A 24,315-nucleotide genomic window follows, 5' to 3' on the forward strand; every position below is an offset into this window, starting at 1 on the left:
GTGGTCAACGATTGAGCAGTGGATGGCGTCGGTGGCCTCCTCGCACGGACGGGCGGCACGGCGGTACATGAACGACAGCTCGCGGCGACATGGCGTGGTGATTGCCGTCGTGCTCATCGCCCCCATATACTCATCAGGTCAAATCGTTTTCCCCGGGGGTGTCCTGGCTTCGACGGGGGTAGTGAGATGACTTGGTGCATGCCGAGGGGGCAGCTTTCCTCGTAAATCCAGCAGCAAACTCATAGTTGCCAACGACGACAACTACGCTCTCGCCGCTTAAGGCGTAAGCCCCGAACCCACTTGTGCTCATGCTCGTCGGTGTAGGGTCATTATCATGAGATCGCTGAAGACTGTCGCCTGGCGGTCGTAGGCTAGATCAATCAGGCTGGTTCCGCGGTGCGTTTTGCCCACCGTACTTGTCGCGGAACGAGATCGAACGGCGAGCTAAGCATGTAGATCCGGGCATTGAACGCCCTCGGACGCGGGTTCGACTCCCGCCACCTCCACCATTCCATCGACGCGCAAGCACAAGAGACCGGCCGGCAAAGCCGGTTTTTTGTGTGCGCCGTCATTGCGTGACGGGTGCTTGCGTCCGTGCAGAATCTCGCGTTATGCGACGGTGCGCTGTCATCCTCGGCATGGGGAAACCAGCAAGGAACAACTGATGACCGTACTTACCGACCGTTTCAGCCGCGCCGTCGACTATGCGCGTGTGGCCCATGCCACGCAGGTGCGCAAGGGCTCGGATATTCCGTATATCTACCATCTGCTCGGGGTGGCCAGCCTGGTCATCGAATTCGGCGGCGACGAGGACCAGGCCATTGCCGGGCTGTTGCATGACACCATCGAGGATTGCGGCGCGGGGCATGAAGCGGTTATCCGCGAACGGTTTGGCGTGGCCGTGGCCAGCATCGTCAAGGACTGCACGGATGGCACGGCGGAGGGCAAGGCCGTCCATGCCGATGCCGACGCCAAACGCCGCGACTGGGTCGCACGCAAGCGGGCTTATCTTGCCCATCTGGAAGCGGCCGGCGAGCAGGCCCTGCTTGTCAGCGCCTGCGACAAGCTGCACAACGCGCGCGCCATCGTGCAGGATCTGGAAGATCCCGAAGTGGGCCGCCGCGTGTTCGACCGTTTCACCGGTGGTCGCGACGGCACGCTGGGCTACTACCAGGCGCTGGCCGAGATTTTCTCGGCACGCGGAGTCAAGATCGCCAAGGTGCTCGACGCCACCGTGGGATGGATGCATGAGCTGGCGGGGGCAGCGGAGCGCAAGGCACTTTCCGCGGCTTGAGGCCGGGGTTACGCCGAGCCTTGATCGGTGCTGGCATGGGGCGCGCGATGTGCCCGCGTGGGCCGCTCCAGGTTCGGCAGGAACACCGTGATCACGCCCATCAGCGGCAGCCACGCGCACAACCGGTAGACGTACTCGATGCCGTGGGTGTCGGCCAGGCCGCCGAGCACGGCCGCGCCGATGCCGCCCATGCCGAAGGCGAAGCCGAAGAACAGACCGGAGATCGTGCCGACGCGGCCGGGAATGAGTTCCTGGGCGTAGACCAGGATCGCCGAGAATGCCGATGACAGCACCAGCCCGATGACGACGGTCAGGACGCCGGTCCAGGCCAGGTTGACGTGGGGCAGCAGCAGGGTGAACGGGGCGACGCCCAGGATCGAAACCCAGATCACCCATTTGCGCCCGATGCGGTCGCCGACCGGACCGCCGATCAACGAGCCGGCAGCCACCGCGGCCAGGAACACGAACAGGTGCACCTGCGCGCTCTGCACCGATACTCCGAACTTGTGGATCAGATAGAAGGTGTAATAGCTGCTGAGACTGGCCAGGTAGAAATACTTGGAGAAGATCAGCAGGCCGAGAATGATCAGCGCGCCGATGATCTTGTTGCGCGACAGCGATGCAACGGTGAGGTGGCGCGGCAGGGATTTGCTGCGTGCGACATGGTGCAGGCGGTACCAGCGTCCCACCTGCAGCAGCACCACGATGGCCAGCAAGGCAGCCAGCGAGAACCACGCCACGCTGCCACGCCCGTGCGGCACGATGATCCACGCGGCCAGCAGCGGTCCCAGCGACGAGCCGGCATTGCCGCCAACCTGGAACAGCGATTGCGCCAGGCCATGCCTTCCACCCGAGGCCATGCGCGCCACCCTCGACGATTCGGGGTGGAACACCGACGAGCCCGTGCCGACCAGGGCGACGGCAAGCAACAGCACCGGAAAATTCGGCGCAACCGACAGCAACAGCAGGCCGCACAGGGTGAAGCCCATGCCGACCGGAAGGGAGTACGGCATCGGCCGCTTGTCCGTCACCATGCCCACCAGCGGCTGCAGCATCGAAGCGGTGAGCTGGAACGACAGCGTGATCAGGCCGACCTGGGCAAAACTGAGGTCGAAGCCGCTTTTCAGCAAGGGATAAATCGCCAGGATCAGCGACTGGATCATGTCGTTGAGCATGTGCGCAAAGCTGATCCCGCCAAGCACCGCGAACTGGGTACCGTCGTTGGGTGATTTGCTGGCCGGCGTGTCGGTCGAGACGGGAATGGCGGCAGGGGACAACGGGGCGCTTTCGACGCGGGTCTGCATGCTGGACCGGGATGTGCTGGGGACGAGGCGCGGCGCGATGCGCCGAGGGGAGTCGCAACGATAGAACAAATGGCCTTCCGTTCGCATGTGCTGCCGATTGTGCTGTCTGGCGAACTTTGCGCTCGGTAATCGCAATCGCGGCGTCATAGCAAACACCGGCAGTCAACCTCCCTCCGTTCGCGGCGCATCCGGGCCGGGCGAACCGGGATCACCGGCCAATCAGATCCCTGCGGCCCACCGAAGGCGCGCCGGGAATCTGCCGTAAACCTGATCTCGCCAGCAACCGTTGCTGTTGGTGACTTGGACGTGGCGTTTGGCGGGGATTGCGCAGCGTATCGTGCCCGGGTCCCGGTCAACGACGTCATGAAAAAAGGGTTCCATTTCAGGAGAGAATGATGAAACACAACCTTCGCGACGCGTTCCGGTCAACGGCGCTGGTAGTTTTGGTCCTGCTTGCGCGGCTTGCTCCGGCGCAGGCCACTGCGCCGCACGTCGAGCCATTGCAGCAACGAGCGCGCCCCAGCATGGTCCAGTCGCGCGGGCCGGTGACGCTGCCCTCCGGCGGCAGCGTGGTGCGCGACGTGCCTTACGGCAACGACCCGCACCAGCGCTTCGACGTCTATCTGCCGGCGCACGCCAGCGCGGCGCCGGTGATCTTCATGGTGCATGGCGGTGGTTGGCGGCGCGGCGACAAGGATGCCCGCGGCGTGGTCCAGAACAAGATCGATCGCTGGCTGCCGCGCGGCTTCATCGTGATCTCGACGGACTACCCGATGCTGCCCGACACCCCACCGCTGCAGCAGGCACGACAGGTGGCGCGTGCGCTGGCGCAAGCCCAGCGCAAGGCCTCCGATTGGGGCGGTGATCCGAGCCGTTTCATCCTGATCGGGCATTCGGCGGGCGCGCATCTGGTGGCGCTGCTGACCGCGGAACCGGCGCTGGCGCAGGCGCAAGGGGCGCAGCCGTGGCTCGGAACGATCTCGCTGGACAGCGCCGCCCTCGACGTGGTGAAGATCATGCAGGGCCGCCATTTTCGACTTTACGACGAGGCCTTCGGTGCGCAGCCGTCGGATTGGTCGGCAGCATCGCCGTACCAGCAGCTGCACGGTCGCACCGTGCCGTTCCTTGCCGTGTGTTCCAGTCAGCGTCGTGAGTCCTGTCCGCAGGCACATGCTTTCGTACGCAAGGCCGAATCGTTCGGTTCACGCGCGCGTGTGCTCGAAGAAGACATGCGCCACGGCGAGATCAATGCCCAGCTGGGACTGCCCTCGGCCTACACCGACGCCGTCGAACAATTCATGGCCAGTCTCGATCCGGCCGTCGCCCGCCGGCTTGATGCACATGCAGCGGCGTTGCCGCAACGGCAATGACGGCACGCACAGACTTGCAGCCATGAGGCGAGCACCGACAAAAAAGCCCCCGGCGTGACCGGAGGCTTCCAGTGTTCGTGGTGGAGCGGATGGGGATCGAACCCACGACCTTCGCGATGCGAACGCGACGCTCTCCCAGCTGAGCTACCGCCCCACGTAAGCGCGGCATGTTAGCAGCGTGCAGGGCAATTCGCCAAGTGTTTCCGTGTGCAAACCGGCAGCCTTCCGGCCACGCGGACCAGGCAACGGACTGCGGGCGGGGCGCGCCACTCTGCTATTCTTGACGGCTGCCGTCGTGCGGTCTGTCGCGTGGCGGAATGTCCCCATTGTGAGCAGAGGATTCCATGGCGCTTACCCCGGCCCGTACCATGCCCGGCGTGCTCGAGCTGCTGCCGCTCGACCAGATCGCGTTCCAGCGCATGCTCGACGTGATCCGCCGCAATTACGAGCGTTTCGGCTTTCTCGCGGTGGAAACGCCGGTGATCGAATACGCCGACGTGTTGTTGACCAAGACGGGCGGCGAGACCGAGCGCCAGGTGTATTTCGTGCAGTCGACCGGCGCGCTGGGCAAGGCGGAGGAGGGTACGCCGGAACTGGCCTTGCGCTTCGACCTTACCGTGCCTTTGGCGCGCTATGTGGCCGAGCACGAGCGCGAGCTGAGCTTTCCGTTCCGCCGCTACCAGATGCAGAAGGTCTATCGCGGCGAGCGCGCCCAGCGCGGGCGCTTCCGCGAGTTCTACCAGTGCGACATCGACGTGATCGGCAAGGATTCCCTGTCGGTGCGCTACGACGCCGAGATTCCCGCGGTGATCTACAGCGTGTTTCGCGAACTGGCGATCGGTCCGTTCACCATCCAGCTCAACAACCGCAAGCTGATGCGCGGCTATTTCGAGAGCCTGGGCATCGTCGATGGCGAACAACAGATGCTGGTGCTGCGCGAGGTCGACAAACTGGACAAGCGCGGCGCGGACTACGTGCGCGATACCCTGACCGGGGATGCGTTCGGGCTCAGTGCCGAGGTGGCCGCGAAGATCCTGGCCTTCGTGCAGGTGCGCTCGACGTCGCTGCAGGACGCGTTGAACAAACTCGATGCGCTGGGCGCCGGCCCGGCGACGATGGAGCAGGGCCGCGACGAGTTGAAGGAAGTGCTGGGTCTGATCCACGCCTTTGGCGTGCCCGAAACCCATTACGCACTGAACCTGTCGATTGCGCGCGGTCTCGATTACTACACCGGCACGGTTTACGAGACGACGCTCAACGAGCATCCGCAGATCGGCTCGATCTGTTCCGGTGGGCGCTACGAGAATCTGGCCGGCCAATACACCAAGTCACATTTGCCCGGGGTAGGCATCTCGATCGGGCTGACCCGGCTTTACTGGCAACTGCGCGACGCCGGGCTGATCAGCACGGCGAACAGCACGGTCGACGTGCTGGTGACCCAGATGGACGAGGCGCAGCTGCCGACCTACCTGGCACTGGCCAGCGAGTTGCGCGGTGCCGGCATCGCCACGGAAGTGGTGCTCGAAGGCGGCAAGCTGGGCAAGCAGTTCAAGTACGCCGACCGTGCCGGCATCCGCTTCGTGATCGTGCTCGGCGAGAACGAGATCGCCAAGGGCGTGGTGACGGTCAAGGATCTGCGTCGTGCCGATCAGTTCGAAGTCGCGCGGGAGGAGCTGATCAAGACCCTGCGGGTGGAACTGGAGCAGGCGGCAGCGATGGGCTGAGCGATATCCGTGTGCAGTCATTCCCGCATGCGCGGGAATGACTGCACCCACGCGCCAAAGCCCTGGATTCCGATGCGCGGGAATAACGACAGTGAAATGGAGCATCTTGCAGTGAGCGAAACCATAGTTCTCGACGGCAACAGCCTCACCCGCGCGCAACTGGTGGAAGTGGCGCGCAACGGCGGCAAGGTTTCGCTGGATCCGGCCGGGCTGCAGCGCGTGCAGCGCGCGGCCGACTTTCTCGCCGACAAGGTCAGCTGCGGCGAGCCTACCTATGGCGTCACCACCGGTTTCGGCAGCAATGCGGACAAGCTGCTCGGCGCGCACCGGCTGCGCGACGAATTGCCGGGGGGCAATCCACACCAGCCGGAAGGCACCTTGCTGGAGGAGCTGCAGCACAACCTGATCATTACCCACGCGGTCTGCGTGGGCAAACCGTTTGCCGCGGATGTGGTGCGGGCGATGCTGGTGATCCGCATCAATACGCTGATGCGCGGTCACTCCGGCATTCGCACAAGCACGCTGGAAGCGCTGACCGCCATGCTCAACGCCGATGTCGTGCCGGTGGTGCCCGAGAAGGGCTCGGTCGGCGCCAGTGGCGACCTGGCGCCGCTGTCGCATCTGGCCATCGTGTTGCTGGGCGGCGGTGAAGCGTTCTATCAGGGTGAGCGGATGCCTGGCGCCGAGGCGTTGAAACGCGCCGGTCTGACGCCGATCCGGCTGTCGTTCAAGGAAGGCCTGGCGCTGAACAACGGTACCGCGCAAATGCTGGCGACCGGTGCGCTGGCGCTGGACACGCTGGAACAGTTGCTGGACACCGCCGACCTTGCGGCCGCGATGACCCTGGATGCATTTGCCGGCCGTAGCGGGGCCTTGCGGCCCGAGGTCCACGCCTTGCGTCCGCACCCGGGTCAGGTCGATACGGCAGCACGGGTGCGCGGTCTGCTGGACGGTTCGACCTTGCTGGATATCCCTTATCACCTGGTGCCGCGCTTCAAGGCGTGGAGCGCCGACGCGTGGAGCGAGCCGGATGACCAGTCGCTCAGCTTCGACATCAGCTGGGACTGGGTGCCCGCCAACCAGCGTCATGGTCGCGAGGCGTTCTACAGTCGCTTCCTGCCGTTCAAGGGCGGCAAGAAGCACCAGCCGCAGGATGCCTACAGCCTGCGCTGCATGCCACAGGTGCATGGCGCGGTGCGCGATGCGTGGCATCAGGTCTGTCGGGTGTTCGACATCGAGCTGAACTCGGTCACCGACAATCCGCTGATTTTCCCCGACCACGACGATGCGCAGTTCATCGAGGAGCAGGTGATTTCCGCCGGCCACTTCCACGGCATGCCGCTGGCACTGGCCATGAGCTACGTGAAGGCGGCGCTGCCGGTGCTGGCCTCTATTTCCGAGAGACGCCTCAACAAGCTGGTCGATGCGGCAACCAGCGACGGTCTTCCCGCGTTCCTGACCGGCAACGAGGACGGTACCGATTCCGGCTTCATGATCGTGCAGTACACCGCAGCCGCGCTGGTCAACGACCTGGCCACCCGCGCGCATCCGGCCAGCGTGTACTCGGTACCGACCAGCGCGAATGCCGAGGATCACGTTTCGATGGGCGCCAACGAGGCGCGCCATGTGCTGGAGATGGTGGATGACCTTGGCCACGTGCTGGCGTTGGAGCTGTACACCGCCGCGCAGGCACTGGATTATCGCCAGGAGATGCTCAATGCCGCACGTCGGCTGGCCAGTCGCGGCGGTTGGCAGGCGTTGGCCGCGAAGATCACCAACGCGCCGCGTGAAGACCAGCCGCATCACGAGCAGTTTGTTGCCGAAGTGAAGCAACTGGCCGCCGCGCTCGCCGGTGCCGGGGATTTCCATGCCGGTGCCAGCGTGCGCGAGGGCTATGCCATCCTGCGCGAACAGATCGGCTTCATGCATCGCGACCGCGCGCTCGATGGCGATGTAGCCAAGGCCTGCGCGCTGGTGCAGCAGGGCGCTTTTCGAACTGTCTCGAAGCCATTGAATGGGAGCCAAGCATGAGCCTGATCCAGACCCCGGTGTCCTACGGCGAGCTGATCGACAAGATCACCATCCTCGAGATCAAGTCGCGGCGGATGCACGATGAAGCCAAGCTGGCGAACGTGCGCAACGAGCTGGACCTGCTCAATGCGACCTGGGCCAACGATGCGGCCTCGCAAACCGATATCAGCGAAGAGCGTGCCAGTCTGCTGGCAGTGAACGAACTGCTGTGGGATATCGAGGACAGGATCCGGCTGAAGGAGCGCGCGCAGGAGTTCGATCACGATTTCATCGAACTGGCGCGTTCGGTGTACTTCCGCAACGACGAGCGTGCCGCGTTCAAGCGCGCGATCAATCTGAAACTGGGCTCGCAACTGGTCGAGGAAAAATCGTACCAGGACTATCGCGCAGGGTAGTGTGCGTCACGTTCGTTGCGGCAAGAAAAACGGCGCCTTCAGGCGCCGTTTTTCATCACGCTGCGAAGCCAGGCTCAGCCCGGCAGGAATTCGTCCAGCGCCTTGACCAGTTCCTCTTCCTTGATCGGCTTGGTCACGTAGGCCTTGGCACCCTGGCGCATGCCCCAGACCTTGTCGGTTTCCTGGTCCTTGGTGGTCACCAGGATGATCGGGATGTGCGCGGTATCGGCGTTCTTGCTGATCGTGCGGGTCGCCTGGAAGCCGTTGAGGTTGGGCATCACCACGTCCATCAGGATCAGGTCGGGCAGTTCCGCCTTGGCCACTTCCACGCCGGCGGCGCCGTCCTCGGCAGAGAGCGTCTCATGCCCGAGTTTCTCGACGATTCGCTTGATGCCCAACAACTGCGAGGGGGAGTCGTCGACGATCAGGATGCGTGCCATAAGTTGAATGTTCCCTGCTAGGTTCGGTGATTCTAAGGCGTGACGATGGTACTTCCAACCACGCCAGCGTCAAAGCGTGGAGTCGATGCGCACCACGGTGCGCCCAAACGACTTTCCGGCGAGCATGTGCTCGAAGGTGTCGGGCAATTCATCGAGGCTGATTTCGCCAGTCGCGATGCGATCCAGGCAGCGTGGCTTCCAGGCGCCGGCGAGGTGGCGCCAGACGTCTTCGCGTATGTCCCGCGCGGTGCCGGCCGAGGCCACGCCAAGCAGGCTCACGCCGCGGATGATGAACGGCATGACGGTGCTGTCGAAGGCGATGCCGCCGGCGTTGCCGCACAGGGCCACGTTGCCGTAGGGGCTGATCAGCGGCAGCAGCCCGCTCAGCATGCCGTCGCCTACGTTGTCCAGCGCGCCGCCGAAGCGCGCCGAGTCCATCGGTTTGCCGCTGAAGGCGAGCTGGTGGCGATCGATGCACTCGCTGGCACCCAGCTCGCGCAGGAAATCGAAATGGTCGCTCTTGCCGCTGATCGCATGCACCGTGTAGCCGGCGCGGCTGAAAATGTCGATGGCGAGCTGGCCCACGCCGCCACTGGCGCCGGTGACCGCCAACGGCCCCAGTTCCGGCGTCTGCCGGTTGTCCTGCATGCGCAGCAGGGCCAGCGCGGCGGTGAAGCCGGCCGTGCCCAGGATCATGCTTTCACGCAGGGAGAGGCCCGATGGCAGCGGAATCGTCCAACGTGCGTCCAGCTGCGCGTACTCGGCGTAGCCACCGTCGCGCGTTTCCGACAGGCCGCTGCCGGTGCACAGCACGGCATCGCCTTCCTTGAATCCCGGGTCGGTGGAAGCCACCACGCGACCGGCGACGTCGATGCCGCCGTTGAGCGGATAGTGGCGCAGAATGCGTCCCTTGCCGGAGCCGGCCAGCGCGTCCTTGTAGTTGACCGAGGAGTAGGCGACCTTGATCAGCACTTCGCCCGGCGTGAGCGCATCGGCCTGCATGCTTTCGATGCCGGCGCGGTAACCGGCCTCGTCGTTGTGGATGCGGAAGGCGCGGAAGTCTGCGGATCGGTTCATGATTTCATCCCCCTTTGCCGTTGGCCGGTCTGGTGGTGTGCAGTGAATCGCTGCAATGTTTCACGCGGATCAGGTGGTCGCCCTTGAAGATTGCGCTCAACGCGATCTCGCGGTGCTTGCCACCGAACAGATCGTGCGATTCGCCGGTGTAGTCCATCGGACCGTCGGCTGTGACCTCGTTGTGCGTGACGGTGCGTTGGCTTGCGGTTCCCGAAGTCGTGCGGTCAATGGCGGGTTCGCCAAGCAGTTGGCGTACCTCAGCGTAGCTCATCCCCGGCGTGAGCACGCTGCAGATGTTCTGTCGTGGCGGCGAGCTGGCGCAGCCGAACAGCAGCAACGTGGTCATGGCGATGCCAACGAACTTGTGGTTCATGAAGGGATTCTGCCTCCATGGCGAGGCGGGTTGTCTTTCTCGGTCGCTCAGGCCTTGACGCTTTCGCGATCGATCCACTTGGGCTGGTAGCTGCCTTCGTAGGTCTGCATCCAGTCGAACAGCGCCTGCATGTCGTCACCGAACCAGATGCTGTCGCGCTGGTGCGAGCGCACGAAGTTCTCGTCGACCATGTGGTCCATCATCGCGCGCAGGTCGCGGTAGTAGCCGCGCACGTTGAGGAACGCGCACGGGTACCGATGCAGACCGAGCTGCGCCCAGGTCAGCATTTCGAACATCTCGTCCATCGTGCCGAAGCCGCCCGGCAACGCAACGAAAGCATCGGCCAGCTCGTACATGCGCGTCTTGCGCTGGTGCATGGTCTCCACCACGACCAACTCGCTCAGCCCCGGGTGGGCCACCTCGAGTTCGACCAGTTGTCGCGGGATCACGCCGATGACCCGGCCGCCACCGGCAAGCACGGCGTCCGCGAGGACGCCCATCAGGCCCACGTTGCCGCCACCGTAAACCAGGGCGATGCCACGTCGGGCCATTGCCGCGCCGAAGGCTCGTGCGTGCTCGGCATATTCGGGATGTCTGCCGCTGCTGGAACCGCAGTAGACGCAGATGGCGTTCGGTTGAGTCATAAGGGCAGGAGTGAGGGGAGAGGAGTGAGAAGTGAGAGGGAATCGTGGGCGGCTTGAGCGATCGAGGCGATGGCGGGTGATGAGACGCGAGAGGAGTCAGGCGTTGCGAATGTTTGCTCCGGCTTTCTCTCGCTACTCACTCCTCTTCCCTCGCTCCTCAAGAACGTACGGCCTGCCCATGTCACCACAAGCAGGCCGTCGTGAATCGGCCAAGACGCTCAGTTGCCCTTGTGAATGGCCCGCTTGTCGACCGACAGTGCGGCCTCGTGCACGGCCTCGGACAGGGTCGGGTGGGCGTGGACGATGCGCGCTAGATCCTCGGAGGAGCCCTTGAACTCCATCGCCACGACGCACTCGGCGATCAGTTCGGACACGCCCGGGCCGACCATGTGCACGCCCAGGATGCGATCGGTTTCGGCATGGGCGATCATCTTCACTTGGCCCACGCCTTCGTTCATCGCCACGGCACGGCCGATGGCCGCGAACGGGAAGCTGCCGACCTTGTACGGAACGCCTTCGTCCTTGAGCTGCTTTTCGGTCTTGCCAGCCCATGCGATCTCAGGCTCGGTGTAGATCACCCACGGAATCGTGTCGAAGTTGACGTGGCCGGCCTTGCCGGCGATCCACTCGGCCACCGCCACGCCTTCCTCGGAACCTTTGTGCGCCAGCATCGGGCCGCGCACGGCGTCGCCGATCGCCCAGACGCCGTCGACGCCGGTATGGTTGTGCTCGTCGACCTCGATGCGGCCGCGGTCGTCCAGCTTCACACCGGTGTCGTCGGCGAGCAATCCGGCGGTATAGGCGCGGCGGCCGACAGCGACCAGCAGTTTGTCGACCACGAGCTTCTGGTCGCCGTCCTTGTCGCTGTAGACTAGGTGCACGCCATCCTTCTTGACGTCGGCCTTGGACAACTTGGCGCCGAGCTTGATGTCCAGCCCCTGCTTCTTGAACTCGCGCTGGGCGACCTTGGCGATATCCGCGTCGGCAGCGCCAAGGAAGTCGGGCAGGGCCTCGATGATGGTCACTTCCGAGCCCAGGCGCTTCCACACGCTGCCCAGTTCCAGCCCGATCACGCCGGCGCCGATCACGCCAAGGCGCTTAGGTACCTCGGTGAAGTCCAGCGCGCCGGCGTTGTCGACGATCGCCTTGCCGTCGAATTTCGCGAACGGCAACTCGATCGGCACCGAGCCCGATGCCAGGATCACGTTGGTTGCGCTGATGGTCTCCTTCTTGCCGTCGGCGCCGGTGATCTCCACCGAGTTTCCTTTCAGGAGTTTGCCGGTGCCGAAGTAGGGCGTGACCTTGTTCGCCTTGAACAACTGCGCGACACCGCCGGTGAACTGCTTGACGATCTTGTCCTTGCGGCCGACAAAGGTCGGCACGTCGATGCGCGGGTTGTCGGCACTGATACCGTGCACGTCGAAGTTGCTGGTGAGGTTGTGGAACTGGCGCGAGGAATCGAGCAGCGCCTTGGACGGGATGCAGCCCACGTTGAGGCAGGTGCCGCCAAGCGCCTGCTTGCCGTCCTTGCCGGCAAAGGCATCGACGCACGCGGTCTTCAGTCCGAGCTGCGCGGCGCGAATCGCAGCCACATAGCCGGCCGGACCGGCGCCGATGACGATGACATCGTATTTTTCGCTCATTTCATTCGCTCACGTGAATCGGGAATGGGGAGGAGGGAACCGGAAGAGCGGAGCGGGTGGTGCTTTCAACCAATCCCGACTCCCCGTTCCCGATTCCCGAATGCTTCGTGGCCTACAGGCCAAGAAGCATTCTTTGCGGATTTTCCAGCTGATTCTTGATGTCGACCAGGAACAGCACCGCGTCCTTGCCGTCGATGATGCGGTGGTCGTAGCTGAGCGCGATGTACATCATCGGTGCGGCGATGATCTGGCCGTTTTCGACGATGGCGCGCTCCTTGATCGTGTGCATGCCCAGGATCGCGCTCTGCGGCGGGTTGACGATCGGGGTGGACAGCAAGGAGCCGAAGGTGCCGCCGTTGGTGATGGTGAACGTGCCGCCCTGCAGGTCGTCCAGGGAGAGCTTGTTGGTGCGCGCCTTGGTGGCGTAATCGGCGATGCCTTTTTCGACGTCGGCGAAGCTCATGTCCTGCACGTCGCGCAGCACCGGCGTGACCAGGCCCCTGTCGGTGGACACGGCAATCGAGATGTCCTGGTAGCCATGATAGATCACGTCATTGCCGTCGACGGAGGCATTGACGAACGGGTAGCGCTTGAGCGCTTCGGCGGCTGCCTTGACGAAGAAGCTCATGAAGCCGAGCTTGATGTCGTGTTCCTTCTGGAAGGCTTCGCCCAGCGTCTTGCGCATCTTTACCACTTCGGCGAGGTTGACCTCGTTGAACGAAGTGAGCATGGCGATCGAGTTCTTCGACTCCATCAGGCGCTCGGCGATGCGTGCGCGCATGCGGGTCATCGGCACGCGCTCTTCCGGACGCGAGCCCGGCGTGGGCTTGGCGGCCGGGGCGGGTGCAACCGCTGCAGTCTTGTCGCCCTTGCCGTAATTGACCAGGTCTTCCTTGGTGACGCGACCGTCGCGGCCGGTGCCGGTGACCTTGGACGGGTCGATATTCTCTTCCGTGGCAACGCGGCGACCGGCCGGGGAGAGATCCTCGGTGTCCTTGGCGGAAGTCTTCGGCGCCTCGCTCTTTTCGCTCTTGCTCTTGTCAGCGCCGCCCTTGTCGCTCTTGTCCTCCTTGTCCTTGCCCTTGCCGTCGTCGCTGGCCGGGGCGGCCGCGGCGGCGCCTTCCTCGATGATCGCGATGATCTGTTCGCTGTTCACCGTGTCGCCGACCTCGTGGCGGATTTCCTTGAGTACGCCGTCGGCCGGCGAGGGCACTTCAAGCACCACCTTGTCGGTTTCGAGGTCGACAAGATTCTCGTCGCGCTTGACCGCATCGCCGGCTTTCTTGTGCCAGCTGGCAATGGTGGCGTCGGAGACGGACTCGGGCAGGACGGGGACTTTGAGTTCGATGGACATGATCGGCCTTTGAGTTTGTGCGTTCGTCCCTGAGCGCAAAGATCAAGAAGCGGCCATCCTGGCCACATGTTCGAAAAAGCTTATTCCGCGGAATGATCGGTGCCGACCGACGCTACCAGCGCCTGTTCGACCAGTGCGATCTGTTCGGCGACATGGGCGTTGTGGTGACCTGCAGCCGGCGCCGGCGAGCGCGCGCGGCCCGCGTACGACAGGCTGTGGTGGTTGCCGGTGCATGCCTGCAGATGGTGGCGGATCTGGAACCAGGCGCCCTGGTTCATCGGCTCTTCCTGGCACCAGATCACTTCCTTCGCGGAAGGATACTTGTCCAGTTCGGCACTGACTTCGGAGCGTGGGAACGGGTACAGCTGTTCGACGCGCACCAGGGCGACGTCCTTCAGCTCGCGCTTCTCGGCCTCTTCGAGCAGGTCGTAGTAGACCTTGCCCGAACACAGCACGACGCGCTTGACCTTCTTCGCCGCCAGCTTGCGATGTTCGCCGATCACCATCTGGAATCCGCCGTTGGCCAGCTCATCCAGTGTCGACACGGCCAGCTTGTGGCGCAACAGCGACTTCGGCGTCATCACGATCAACGGCTTGCGCACCTTGTGCAACATCTGCCGGCGAATCATGTGGAAATCCTGCGCCGGCGTGGTCGGTACGCAGACCTGCATGTTGTCCATCGCGCACAGTTGCAGGAAGCGCTCGAGACGAGCGGAGGAATGTTCCGGCCCCTGGCCTTCATAGCCATGCGGCAGCAGCAGCACCAGGCCGCACAGGCGATTCCACTTCGACTCGCCGGAGCTGATGAACTGGTCGATCACCACCTGCGCGCCGTTGGCGAAATCACCGAACTGGGCCTCCCAGATGTTGAGCGTGTCCGGATCGGTGGTGGAATGGCCATATTCGAATGCCATCACCGCTTCCTCGCTGAGCAGCGAGTCGATCACTTCCACGTCAGCGTCCGCGCGCACGGTGGCCAGCGGCATCCAGGTGCGGCCATCGGTCTGGTCGTGCAGCACGGCATGGCGGTGGAAAAAGGTGCCGCGGCCCGAATCCTGGCCGACCAGGCGCATGTCGTAACCGGCGTCGATCAGGGTCGCGTATGCCAGGTTCTCGGCGAAGCCCCAGTCGGCCGGCTGCTCGCCGCTGGCCATCTTGCGACGGTCGTCGTAGATCTTGGCGACGCGCGCCTGCAGCGTGAGGTCGCCCGGAATGGTGAGGATCTTCTGGGCCAGCTCCTGCAGCTTCTTCTTCGGCACCGTGGTCTTGGTGGGCGTCGACAGCTTGCCGCCAAGGAAGCGCGCCCAGTCCACCTGGCTGTCACGGACCGGAGACGAATCGAGGTCGGTCATCGAGGTGCCGGTTTCCAGGCGGTCACGGTAAGCATCGAACTGCTTCTTGGCCTCGCCCTCGGCCAGCACGCCTTGCTTCACCAGTTCCTGTTGATACAGATCGCGCGTGGTCGGGCGCTTGCGGATGACCTTGTACATCACCGGCTGGGTGGCCGCGGGTTCGTCGGCCTCGTTGTGGCCGTGGCGGCGGTAGCAGACCAGGTCGATCACCACGTCGCGGCGGAACTGCTTGCGGAATTCATAGGCCAGTCGGGTCACCAGGATGACCGCTTCCGGATCGTCGCCATTCACGTGCAGCACCGGCGCGTTGACCATCTTGGCCAGATCGGTGCAGTACATGGTGGAGCGTGCGTCCTGCGGGTTGGAGGTGGTGAATCCGATCTGGTTGTTGATCACGATGTGCAGGCTGCCGCCGATCTTGAAACCGCGCGCCTGCGACATGTTGAACAACTCCATGTTCACGCCCTGGCCGGCAAACGCGGCGTCGCCATGGATCAACACCGCCATGGACTGCGTGTGCATGGTGTCGCGACGGCGGGTCTGGCGCGCATGCACCGACCCACTGACCACCGGGTTGACGATCTCGAGGTGCGACGGGTTGAACGCCAGCGCCACGTGCGTGCCGCCCTTGGGCGTCTTGACGTCGGCGGAGAAACCCATGTGGTACTTCACGTCGCCGGAGTGGCCCGGATCGTCGGGATGGTCGAATTTGCCCTCGAATTCGTCGAACAAGGTCTTCGGCGGCTTGCCCAGGATATTGACCAGCACGTTGAGGCGGCCGCGATGGGCCATGCCGATCACGACTTCCTTGATGCCGTTGTCGCCGGCGGCGCGGACCACGTCGTCGATCATCGGAATCAGGCTGTCGCCGCCTTCCAGCGAGAAACGCTTCTGGCCGACGTACTTGGTATGCAGATAGCGCTCCAGCCCTTCGGCGGCGGTGAGGCCATCGAGCACGCGCTGCTTGCCGGCCTTGTCCAGGCCACTCTCGCCGGCGGCTTGTTCGAGGTGGCTGTAGATCCAGTTGCGCTGCTCGTGATTGCTGATGTGCATGAACTCGGCGCCGATCGTGCTGGCGTAGGTCTTGCGCAGTCGAGCCAGCAGTTCGCGCAGCTTCAGGCGCTTGCCGCCACCGGCGTAGTTGCCGGTATCGAACTCGGTATCCAGGTCGGCGTCGGACAGGCCGTGGAACGACAAGCCCAGGTCGGGCGCCATCATCTTCTCCGCCAGCCCGAGTGGATCGAGGTCGGCCGCAAGGTGACCGCGTGAGCGATACGCCGTGAGCAGGCGCAGCACACCGGCTTGCTTGCGTGCGTACTCGTCACTCATCGGCGCGCCGGTTGCGCCGTTTCGACGCTGCTTCTGGGCGGCCTCGATGCGGGCGATTGCCGCGCCGTGGGGCACGTCACCGGATTCACGACCCTTGAAGGTCTCGAAATAGCTTGCCCATTCGGATGGAACGGCCGATGCGTCGGCCAACCAGGCGTCGTACAGCGATTCCACGTAATCGGCATTTCCGCCAGCGAGTTGGGAAGAATCGAAGAACTCGCGAATCAGGTTTGTACTCACGTCACCACCGGCAGGGAAGAGAGGCTTGCAGCCATTCGTGTGAGCGAAACGTCGCGACTTCCGGCCGGTATTCTGGTCCGAATGGCCGCTCATGCGGATGGCTGGGGATAATCCGGTGAATTATACCCTTGGCTTGCCGCAGTGCGGCAACCCATGCCCGGGCGGGAAGCGGCTTGCGACGTGGCTTCCCGGGTGCCGGTGGCATCGTCCGGAGTGGGTTGGATGGTGTGGCTGGCGCATCTTGCCGCTTGTTCACGGCGCGGATCGCGGGCCAGCTGCCGTTCATTCTGCGCGGGTCGTGAGGTCAGATATCCAGCGTCTGCAGCATGCTGGCGCGCTCCGAACGATCCCAGACCTCGTCAAAATGCTGTTGCAGCGGCGCCGCGTTGGCGCGGTGGTTGCGCGCGGCGCGCCCCTGCACGCGTTCGGCGTCGGGCAGGAACAGATACCCACCCACGTCATTGAGCAGGCAGGCCGAGGCCCAGGTCAGGTCGACCTCGTCCACCGGCATGCGGATCTGGATCGAGCTGGGCAGGCGCTGCGCCAGGGCTATCAGGCGGTGGTCGTTGCGCAGGGCGGCGTCAGGATCGTGCAACAGGATGCGGATCAGTGCGCTGCGACCGGAGGTGGCGATGCGCCGCAATTCGTCCAGCTCCTGCGCGCTGGCGTAGCTTTCGCTACCGAGCACCGGCACCCGGATCGCCAGCCGATGACGTGCGTCGCCAAGAAGCTGCAACCGCGCTGCCGCGATTTCATCGCGCGTAGCCGCGGGCAGGGCGCCGGTATCGCGCAGCGCTGGCTCTTTGCGGCCTTCCTCTGCAGACAGGATCAGGCGCATGGCCCGGTGAGTGATGCCGGCGTCCTGGAATTCCGCGCCATGTGCCACGAAACCGGCGCGTTCGTAGAAGCCGATGGCGCTGACCTGGGCGTCCAGCACGACATCGGGCCAGCCCTGCGTCCGGGCCCGGCTGAGCAGCTCCCGCAGCAAGGCCACGCCCACGCCTTGCCCGCGCCACTCCGGCAGTACCGCCATGCGGCCGATCTTGCGCGTTGGGGCGAGCCGGCCGCAGCCGATCGGCTGGCCAGCTCCGTCGCGGGCCAGCACGTGCCAGCAGTCGACATCCAGACCGTCGCGCTCGCGCTGCTCGGGCACGTGCTGTTCCTGGATAAAGACCTTGTCGCGCAGGTCGAGCAGGGCCTCGCGCTGGTCGTCACGTGACCAATCGGCGATCTCGACGTGGAAGTTCTGCAGTTTCATTGCCGCCTGCGCGCCTTGCGCAGCAGCAGGTGGCCGTCGTTGACCAGGGCCAGCAGCAGATTGCGCTCGGCTGCCGGCGGCTTGCGAGCCGGTGTCAGTTCCCGCTCCTCGCACAGCTGTTGCGCCAGTGCCGGCGTGGCCGGATAGGCCTGGCCGCTGGCATACAGTACGCAGCCGGTCCTGGTACGGCTCCAGGCCAGGCGAGACCAGGGGTGGCGCAGCAATTGCCCGCCGTCGGCCAGTTTCGCCGCCAACACCTCGGCGCTCAATGGCCGGCCCAGCGGCGCGGGTGTCTGGGCGCTGCGATAGCGGGTGATGAATCGGCCGAACCAGTCATGCAGCCGGTCGTCGCGCAATGCCGCGGCGAACGGCAGGGCCTGCTTCAGCCGATCGAGCACGGCGCGGTCGATTTCACCGGTGGCCTTGGCGGGCTTGAGGTCGGGATCGGCATAGCGCAGCTCCTCCGGCAGTTGCTCGGCGATGTAGTCGGCCAGGTCGCCGGTCAACTCGGCCTGGGACGGGGCGCGCATGCCGACCGAGAACGTCATGCATGGACCACCGAAGGCCGTGCCGTCGTGCGGCACCCCCGGCGGCAGGTAGAGCATGTCGCCCGGATCGAGCAGCCATTCGTGGGTGGGCTCGAACTGCACCAGTTGCTTGAGCTCGATATCGGGGCGGAATGCCTTCGGCGCCAGCGGATCGTCGCTGATCGCCCAGTGGCGCTGGCCCAGGCCCTGCAGCAGGAACACGTCGTACTGGTCGACATGGGCGCCGACGCCGCCGCCAGGCTCGGCATAGGAAACCATCACGTCGTCGACGCGCCAGCTCGGCAGAAAGCTGAAGTGCTGCAGCAGGCCGGCCACGTCGGCATCCCATTTGTCGACATCCTGCACCAGCAAGGTCCAGTTGCTGTCGGGCGTGCTGGCAAAATCGGCCTCGTTCAACGGTCCGGAATTGACGTGCCAGCGGTCGCGCTTGTCGTCATGCACGATCAGGCGGGCCAGCGCCGCGGGTTCGCACGCCAGCCCCGCCAGGTCATCGGGTTGCAGTGGTGGCTGGAAGTCAGGAAAGGCATTGCGGATCAACAGCGGACGCTTCTGCCAGTAGTCACGCAGAAACCGGGCAGGGCTCATGCCCAGTGGTTGGCCGGCGCGGCCACGCACTTCGACGGGATATGGCTGGATGGTAGTCATCCGCCAATTGTAATGGGCGCCTCAGGCAAACAGGCGAATCGTGTTGAACACGCCCAGCGCCAGCACCGCAAAGCCGGCCAGGGCGGTGAGCACGCGCCCAGGCACCCGTCGCACGAAGAAGGCGCCAAACGGAGCCGCCAGGGCACCGCCGATGATCAGGCCCAGCACGGCCGAGGCATGACTGAGGCCTACCGTCGCCAGGAAGCTGACGCTGGCGGCAACGCTGACCACGCTCTTGGCCAGATGCACGCTGCCGATCACCGCGCGCGGGGGCAGGCCACGCGCCACCAGCATGGTCACCGTGATCGCGCTCCAACCGCCACCGCTGATCGCGTCGACCAGGCCTGCCACGAAGCCGGTTGCACGGGTGCCCCTGGGTACGTCACCGCGCTGGCCGGCCTGCCGCGTGCTGCGAAACAGCAGGAAGGCACCCATGCCGAGCAAGTAGGGCGCCAGCAGGGTTCGCAGCCAGGTCGCCGGGACGTGGACGGCGATCCATACGCCGATCAGTGCGCCCAGCACGCCGGGAATCACCAGGGCCAGGAACAGCGCCCGCCGCACGTTGCCGGCCCACCAGTGGCTGAGGCCGGAGGCGCCGCAGGTGAAGGTTTCCGCGTAGTGCACGCTGGCACTGGCCGCCACGGGCGGCATGCCCAGCGCCAGCAGCAAGCCCGAGGAAGTGACGCCGAAGGCCATGCCTAGCGCGCCGTCCACCAGCTGGGCGAGCGCGCCGACGGCGATGAATACAAGCAATTCGTTCAAGCAGGCCGGCAACGCGGGAATGGGAGCGGAAGTATAGGCGGTTGGCGCAAAAGCGCATAAATGAGGCGCCGGCATAAGGTCATGCCGACATATGCTTTTGTCCAGCCATGGCACGCGAATACGATGTCCATTCAGACGTAAAGACGTCCAAAAGGACAAGTTGTGAACGCTGTCATCAAATCCCTGCCGCCGGCCCCGTCGCTCGATGCGGACAGGCTTGCCCTGCTGACCCGGCTCACCCAGGGGCTGGCCCCGGCAGACCTTTACTGGATCGCGGCCTACAGCGCGGCGGCAGCTTCCCGCTTGCCGGCGCATGCCGAGCTTGCCGTGGTCGGTGCTGCCACGGCGGGTGCATCAGCGGAGCGTCTGACCATTGTCCACGGCAGTCAGACCGGCAACTCGCGCCGCCTGGCCGAACGGCTGTTCGCCGCCGCCGAAGCAGCGGGCTTGCCGGCGCGACTGTTGCGTGCCGGCGCCTATCCATTGCGCGAACTGGCGCAGGAACGCCACTTGCTGGTGGTGATCAGCAGCCAGGGCGACGGCGACCCGCCTGATGACGCCATCGGCTTTTGCGAGTTCCTTGCCGGCAAGCGGGCGCCGAAACTTCCCGAGTTGAAGTTCGCCGTGCTGGGGCTGGGTGATTCGAGCTACCCGAAGTATTGCGCGGTGAGCCGCGCGATCGATGCGCGCCTGGCCGAATTGGGTGGCAAGCGGCTGGTCGAGCTCGGCGAGGCGGATGTGGATTTCGAGGCGGTGGCGTCGGCCTGGTCGGCGCGTGCGCTGCAGACAGCCCGCGAGGCGTTGGGTCCGGCGGCGGTCACGCCACTTTCGGGCCGCGCGCTGCATGCGGTGCATGAGGCGCCGGCACCGGCGCCGCATGCCCGTGAACATCCCTTTGCGGCGCCGTTGCTGGACAACCAGCGCATCGTTTCGCGAGAAAGCGGGCGTGAGGTACGCCATGTGGAGTTGTCGCTGGAAGGCTCCGGGCTGCGCTACGAAGCGGGTGACGCCGTCGGCGTGTGGCCGCAGAATCCGCCGTCGCTGGTCGACCAATGGCTGGCGGAACTGAAGCTGGATGGCGATGCCGAAGTGGAGCATGACGGCCGCCGCCAGCCACTGGCCCGCTGGCTCGGTCACGACCGCGAACTGACCCGCCTGACCCGCCCACTGGTGCTGGCGCAGGCGGAAGCTGGCGGGCACGAGGCATTGCGTCGTGTTCTGGCGCCCGGTGCGCAAGCCGCGTTTTCCGAGTTGCTGGCCACCCACCAGCCGATCGACCTGCTGCGCCGCTTCCCGGCGCACTGGGATGCGCCGGCCTTGGTGGCGGCACTGCGCCCGTTGACGCCCCGCCTTTACTCAATCGCATCCAGCCCCGCGGTGGTCGGCGCAGACGAGGTGCATCTGACCGTGTCGATCGTGGAATACACCGCGTATGGAAGCGCCCACCTCGGCGCCGCTTCGGCTTTCCTGGCGGCCGCCGGCGACGACGCGCGGATACCGGTCTTCATCGAGCCGAACGAGCGGTTCCGGTTGCCGGCCGATGGCAGTCGCGACGTGATCATGATCGGACCGGGTACGGGTGTGGCCCCGTTCCGCGCCTTCGTGCAGGAGCGTCAGGCCAGCGGGGCTAGCGGCCGCAACTGGTTGTTCTTCGGCAACCGCCAGTTCCGGCACGATTTCCTCTATCAACTCGAGTGGCAGGAGGCTTTGCGCAGCGGCGCGCTCGACCGCCTGGACGTGGCTTTCTCCCGCGACACCGACGCCAAGGTCTACGTGCAGCATCGGCTGCGCGAGCACGGTCGCGAACTGTATGCGTGGCTGCGCGAGGGCGCCCACGTCTACGTCTGCGGCGACGCCACCCGCATGGCGCGCGACGTGCACGAGGCCCTGCTCGACATCATCGCCACCCACGGCAGGCTGTCGGCCGAGGAAGCGACAGCGTGGTTGGCCGAATTGCTGCAAACGGGTCGCTATGCGCGCGACGTCTATTGACCATCACTGTCTGCGTTCGCTCGTGAACGCAAGAGCCAAAAGCAGCTGTCCGTGGCCGCACCTTCCAGACAAGAATCCCCATGCCTTCCCATCTCGAACACATCAAGAGCGCCAGTCGGTTCCTTCGCGGGGGCATCGCCGAGGGCCTGGCTGATCCGGTCACCGGCGCGATCAGCGACGACGACACCAAGTTGCTGAAGTTCCACGGCAGCTACCAGCAGGACGACCGCGACATCCGTGACGAGCGGCGCCGCCAGAAGCTGGAGCCGGCCTACGCCTTCATGCTGCGTGCGCGACTGCCCGGCGGGGTGATGACGACTGCGCAGTGGCTGGCGTTCGACGCCATCGCCAGCGAATACGCCAGCAGCGGGCTGCGCATCACCACGCGGCAGACCTTCCAGTGGCACGGCATCATCAAGCGGAATCTGAAGCCCTCGATCGCCGCGATCGACGCGGCCATGGCCAGTACCATCGCCGCCTGCGGCGACGTCAATCGCAACGTGGTGTGCAACACCAATCCGGTCGAATCCGAGGCGCACGAACTGGCGTACGCGTGGGCGGTGCGCCTGTCCGAACACCTCAAGCCGAAGACCCGCGCCTATCACGAGATCTGGCTCGATGGCGAAAAGCTGACGGGCGAGGCGGAGCATGAGCCGCTGTACGGGTCGACCTACCTCCCGCGCAAGTTCAAGATCGGCCTGGCGATACCGCCGCTCAACGACATCGACGTGTTTGCCCAGGACCTGGGCCTGATTGCGATCGTGCAGGGTGGCGAACTGACCGGCTTCAACGTGGCGATCGGTGGCGGCATGGGTGCAAGCCATGGCGACCCGACGACCTACCCACGGCTGGCCGACGTGATCGGTTTCGTGCGACCCGAACGCCTGCTGGCGCTGGCTGAAGCCGTGATTTCGGTGCAACGCGACTGGGGCGACCGTGACGAGCGCAAGCACGCGCGGTTGAAGTACACGCTGGACCGTCGCGGCCTCGATGTGTTCCGGGCTGAGGTCGAGCGCCGTCTCGGTGCGGCATTGGAACCGGCACGCGAGTTTCGCTTCGAGCACAACGGCGATCGTTACGGCTGGATCCAGGGTCACGCCGGCCGCTGGCACCTCACGCTGCAGGTGGAATCGGGGCGCCTGCTCGACCGGCCCGCACAGACCTGGCTCAGCGGCATGCGCGAACTGGCCGGCGTACATACCGGTGACATCCGTCTTACCTGCAACCAGAACCTGATCATCGCCAACGTCGAGCCGGACGACCGCGAGTTGATCGACCGGATCGTTGCCCGCCACGGCATGGACGGCTACCGCAAACACAGTGCCATCCGCCAGCATGCGATCGCCTGCGTGGCGCTGCCGACGTGCGGCCTGGCGATGGCCGAAAGCGAACGCTACCTGCCGCAGTTGCTGCCGGAACTGGAAGCACTGCTGGATCGCCATGGCCTGCTCGATACGCCGATCCTGCTGCGTCTGTCGGGTTGCCCGAACGGTTGTTCCCGGCCGTACCTGGGCGAGATCGCGCTGGTCGGTCGTGGCCCGGGGCGCTACGACCTGCGCCTGGGTGCCGACTTTCGCGGACAGCGATTGAACCAGGTTCATCGCGAGAACATCGACGAGACAGCCATACTGGAGACGCTCGATCCACTGTTCGCCCGCTATGCTGCCGAGCGGGAAGCGGGCGAGGGTTTTGGTGACTTTCTGTTGCGCGCGGCCATTCTCGTGCCGGCACCTTCGCGGCGGATCCCCGCCACGGTGCTGGCATGACGCGGCTTCGTACCGCAACGGCACCGGAGCCGCCGCAGCTGGCCGAGCTCAATCTGCGGCTGGCCGCGCTCAGCGCCGAAGAGCGTGTGGCCTGGGCCTTCGAGCAGTTGCCGGGCGAGCACGTGCTTACCTCCAGCTTCGGCGTACAGGCCGCCGTGTCGCTGCATCTGGTCACGCGACAGCGGCCGGAGATTCCGGTCGTGCTGATCGACACCGGCTATCTGTTTCCCGAGACCTATCGTTTCGTCGACTCACTCACCGACCGGTTGGGGTTGAACCTCAAGGTCTACCAGTCGCCGCTGAGTCCGGCACGCATGGAGGCGCGCGATGGCCGGTTGTGGGAGCAGGGGATAAGCGGCCTCGATCATTACAACCAGATGCGCAAGGTCGAGCCGATGCAGCGGGCGCTGGACGAGCTGCATGCGGGCAGCTGGATCGCCGGCTTGCGGCGGCAGCAATCACGCAGCCGCGCCGCCATCGAGATTCTCGAATACCGTCATGGCCGCTGGAAACTGCATCCGCTGGCCGACTGGAGCGATCGCGACATCGGGCAGTATCTGAGTCGCCATCGCCTGCCGTATCACCCGCTGCGGGAGCAGGGCTACGTCTCGGTCGGCGATCGCCATACCAGCCGTCGCTGGGAGCCGGGCATGGCTCCCGAAGACACGCGTTTTTTCGGCCTCAAGCGCGAGTGTGGCCTGCACACCTTCGATTGAGGTCGTTGCCGCGCAAGAATTGCCGTCGTTCGCGCGGATGCTGCCGCACTGTCGCCAT

General features: G+C 65.0%; 19 protein-coding genes, 1 tRNA gene and 1 other RNA gene. 9 read left to right on the forward strand and 12 right to left on the reverse strand.

Translation table 11 applies throughout. The annotated features are described in order from the left end of the window. Positions 1-154: 154 nt before the first annotated feature. Positions 155-509, forward strand: a transfer-messenger RNA (tmRNA) gene (gene ssrA, locus AC0L58_RS07680). A gap of 155 nt (positions 510-664) precedes the next feature. Next, positions 665-1,294, forward strand: a complete 630-nt coding sequence (locus AC0L58_RS07685) for an HD domain-containing protein (protein WP_473688262.1) — start codon at positions 665-667, stop codon at positions 1,292-1,294. A gap of 8 nt (positions 1,295-1,302) precedes the next feature. Here AC0L58_RS07685 and AC0L58_RS07690 read toward each other — a convergent pair whose 3' ends face one another. Continuing rightward, complete coding sequence (locus tag AC0L58_RS07690; protein ID WP_473688264.1) at positions 1,303-2,598, reverse strand: MFS transporter; 1,296 nt, start codon at positions 2,596-2,598, stop codon at positions 1,303-1,305. Positions 2,599-2,993: 395 nt separating this feature from the next. Between AC0L58_RS07690 and AC0L58_RS07695 the strand changes: the two genes are divergently transcribed. Beyond that, complete coding sequence (locus AC0L58_RS07695) at positions 2,994-3,968, forward strand: alpha/beta hydrolase (protein WP_473688266.1); 975 nt, start codon at positions 2,994-2,996, stop codon at positions 3,966-3,968. Positions 3,969-4,046: 78 nt separating this feature from the next. Here AC0L58_RS07695 and AC0L58_RS07700 read toward each other — a convergent pair. Further along, positions 4,047-4,122: transfer RNA gene (locus AC0L58_RS07700), tRNA-Ala, on the reverse strand. A 190-nt stretch (positions 4,123-4,312) separates the two neighbouring features. On the opposite strand from AC0L58_RS07700, the gene hisS reads away from it, so the two are divergent. The 3 genes from hisS to AC0L58_RS07715 all read left to right on the forward strand — a co-directional run bounded on the left by hisS (position 4,313) and on the right by AC0L58_RS07715 (position 8,118). After that, the gene (gene hisS, locus AC0L58_RS07705; protein ID WP_473688268.1) at positions 4,313-5,692 is read left to right on the forward strand and encodes a histidine--tRNA ligase; all 1,380 of its coding nucleotides are present in this window, start codon (positions 4,313-4,315) and stop codon (positions 5,690-5,692) included. A 96-nt stretch (positions 5,693-5,788) separates the two neighbouring features. Beyond that, positions 5,789-7,723, forward strand: coding sequence for an HAL/PAL/TAL family ammonia-lyase (locus AC0L58_RS07710; RefSeq protein ID WP_473688270.1), 1,935 nt, complete (start codon positions 5,789-5,791; stop codon positions 7,721-7,723). Further along, the gene (locus AC0L58_RS07715) at positions 7,720-8,118 is read left to right on the forward strand and encodes a DUF6165 family protein (protein ID WP_473688272.1); all 399 of its coding nucleotides are present in this window, start codon (positions 7,720-7,722) and stop codon (positions 8,116-8,118) included. Before AC0L58_RS07710 ends, AC0L58_RS07715 begins: the two co-directional genes overlap by 4 nt. A gap of 74 nt (positions 8,119-8,192) precedes the next feature. On the opposite strand, the gene pilH is transcribed toward AC0L58_RS07715, so the two are convergent. The 10 genes from pilH to AC0L58_RS07765 form a co-directional block, all read right to left on the reverse strand. Next, the gene (pilH, locus tag AC0L58_RS07720; protein ID WP_449422791.1) at positions 8,193-8,558 is read right to left on the reverse strand and encodes a twitching motility response regulator PilH; all 366 of its coding nucleotides are present in this window, start codon (positions 8,556-8,558) and stop codon (positions 8,193-8,195) included. A 69-nt stretch (positions 8,559-8,627) separates the two neighbouring features. Next, positions 8,628-9,635, reverse strand: coding sequence for a YhdH/YhfP family quinone oxidoreductase (locus AC0L58_RS07725; RefSeq protein ID WP_473688274.1), 1,008 nt, complete (start codon positions 9,633-9,635; stop codon positions 8,628-8,630). A gap of 4 nt (positions 9,636-9,639) precedes the next feature. Next, complete coding sequence (locus AC0L58_RS07730) at positions 9,640-10,008, reverse strand: hypothetical protein (RefSeq protein WP_473688276.1); 369 nt, start codon at positions 10,006-10,008, stop codon at positions 9,640-9,642. 47 nt (positions 10,009-10,055) lie between these two features. Continuing rightward, positions 10,056-10,652: an LOG family protein gene (locus AC0L58_RS07735; protein ID WP_473688278.1), complete on the reverse strand. Its 597-nt coding sequence runs from the start codon at positions 10,650-10,652 to the stop codon at positions 10,056-10,058. Positions 10,653-10,870: 218 nt separating this feature from the next. Next, a complete protein-coding gene (gene lpdA, locus AC0L58_RS07740) occupies positions 10,871-12,295 on the reverse strand; it encodes a dihydrolipoyl dehydrogenase (RefSeq protein ID WP_473688280.1) in 1,425 nt (474 codons plus the stop codon). Between the two features lie 112 nt (positions 12,296-12,407). Continuing rightward, complete coding sequence (gene odhB / locus AC0L58_RS07745; RefSeq protein ID WP_473688282.1) at positions 12,408-13,649, reverse strand: 2-oxoglutarate dehydrogenase complex dihydrolipoyllysine-residue succinyltransferase; 1,242 nt, start codon at positions 13,647-13,649, stop codon at positions 12,408-12,410. A gap of 80 nt (positions 13,650-13,729) precedes the next feature. After that, a complete protein-coding gene (locus AC0L58_RS07750; RefSeq protein WP_473688284.1) occupies positions 13,730-16,570 on the reverse strand; it encodes a 2-oxoglutarate dehydrogenase E1 component in 2,841 nt (946 codons plus the stop codon). A 304-nt stretch (positions 16,571-16,874) separates the two neighbouring features. After that, positions 16,875-17,828: a GNAT family N-acetyltransferase gene (locus AC0L58_RS07755; RefSeq protein ID WP_473688286.1), complete on the reverse strand. Its 954-nt coding sequence runs from the start codon at positions 17,826-17,828 to the stop codon at positions 16,875-16,877. After that, on the reverse strand, positions 17,825-19,021 hold the full coding sequence (locus AC0L58_RS07760) for a JmjC domain-containing protein (protein WP_473688288.1): 1,197 nt from the start codon (positions 19,019-19,021) through the stop codon (positions 17,825-17,827). The genes AC0L58_RS07755 and AC0L58_RS07760 overlap by 4 nt, the downstream gene beginning before the upstream one ends. A gap of 21 nt (positions 19,022-19,042) precedes the next feature. Then, positions 19,043-19,783, reverse strand: a complete 741-nt coding sequence (locus tag AC0L58_RS07765; RefSeq protein WP_473688290.1) for a sulfite exporter TauE/SafE family protein — start codon at positions 19,781-19,783, stop codon at positions 19,043-19,045. A 162-nt stretch (positions 19,784-19,945) separates the two neighbouring features. On the opposite strand from AC0L58_RS07765, the gene AC0L58_RS07770 reads away from it, so the two are divergent. The 3 genes from AC0L58_RS07770 (at position 19,946) to AC0L58_RS07780 (ending at position 24,257) form a co-directional block, all read left to right on the forward strand. Next, on the forward strand, positions 19,946-21,775 hold the full coding sequence (locus tag AC0L58_RS07770; RefSeq protein WP_473688292.1) for an assimilatory sulfite reductase (NADPH) flavoprotein subunit: 1,830 nt from the start codon (positions 19,946-19,948) through the stop codon (positions 21,773-21,775). Between the two features lie 80 nt (positions 21,776-21,855). Then, positions 21,856-23,541 (forward strand): assimilatory sulfite reductase (NADPH) hemoprotein subunit, encoded by a 1,686-nt coding sequence (gene cysI / locus AC0L58_RS07775; protein WP_473688294.1) that lies wholly within the window; start codon positions 21,856-21,858, stop codon positions 23,539-23,541. After that, positions 23,538-24,257, forward strand: a complete 720-nt coding sequence (locus AC0L58_RS07780) for a phosphoadenylyl-sulfate reductase (RefSeq protein ID WP_473688296.1) — start codon at positions 23,538-23,540, stop codon at positions 24,255-24,257. Before cysI ends, AC0L58_RS07780 begins: the two co-directional genes overlap by 4 nt. The last annotated feature ends 58 nt before the right edge of the window (positions 24,258-24,315 follow it).

The organism is Rhodanobacter sp. G2-10, from assembly GCF_055809185.1.

Bases quoted from the DNA above. Each gene is read 5' to 3' on its own strand.
- AC0L58_RS07685 (WP_473688262.1), top strand. From the start codon at position 665: ATGACCGTACTTACCGACCGTTTCAGCCGCGCCGTCGACTATGCGCGT.
- AC0L58_RS07690 (WP_473688264.1), bottom strand. From the start codon at position 2,598: ATGCAGACCCGCGTCGAAAGCGCCCCGTTGTCCCCTGCCGCCATTCCC.
- AC0L58_RS07695 (WP_473688266.1), top strand. From the start codon at position 2,994: ATGAAACACAACCTTCGCGACGCGTTCCGGTCAACGGCGCTGGTAGTT.
- hisS (WP_473688268.1), top strand. From the start codon at position 4,313: ATGGCGCTTACCCCGGCCCGTACCATGCCCGGCGTGCTCGAGCTGCTG.
- AC0L58_RS07710 (WP_473688270.1), top strand. From the start codon at position 5,789: ATGGAGCATCTTGCAGTGAGCGAAACCATAGTTCTCGACGGCAACAGC.
- AC0L58_RS07715 (WP_473688272.1), top strand. From the start codon at position 7,720: ATGAGCCTGATCCAGACCCCGGTGTCCTACGGCGAGCTGATCGACAAG.
- pilH (WP_449422791.1), bottom strand. From the start codon at position 8,558: ATGGCACGCATCCTGATCGTCGACGACTCCCCCTCGCAGTTGTTGGGC.
- AC0L58_RS07725 (WP_473688274.1), bottom strand. From the start codon at position 9,635: ATGAACCGATCCGCAGACTTCCGCGCCTTCCGCATCCACAACGACGAG.
- AC0L58_RS07730 (WP_473688276.1), bottom strand. From the start codon at position 10,008: ATGAACCACAAGTTCGTTGGCATCGCCATGACCACGTTGCTGCTGTTC.
- AC0L58_RS07735 (WP_473688278.1), bottom strand. From the start codon at position 10,652: ATGACTCAACCGAACGCCATCTGCGTCTACTGCGGTTCCAGCAGCGGC.
- lpdA (WP_473688280.1), bottom strand. From the start codon at position 12,295: ATGAGCGAAAAATACGATGTCATCGTCATCGGCGCCGGTCCGGCCGGC.
- odhB (WP_473688282.1), bottom strand. From the start codon at position 13,649: ATGTCCATCGAACTCAAAGTCCCCGTCCTGCCCGAGTCCGTCTCCGAC.
- AC0L58_RS07755 (WP_473688286.1), bottom strand. From the start codon at position 17,828: ATGAAACTGCAGAACTTCCACGTCGAGATCGCCGATTGGTCACGTGAC.
- AC0L58_RS07760 (WP_473688288.1), bottom strand. From the start codon at position 19,021: ATGACTACCATCCAGCCATATCCCGTCGAAGTGCGTGGCCGCGCCGGC.
- cysI (WP_473688294.1), top strand. From the start codon at position 21,856: ATGCCTTCCCATCTCGAACACATCAAGAGCGCCAGTCGGTTCCTTCGC.
- AC0L58_RS07780 (WP_473688296.1), top strand. From the start codon at position 23,538: ATGACGCGGCTTCGTACCGCAACGGCACCGGAGCCGCCGCAGCTGGCC.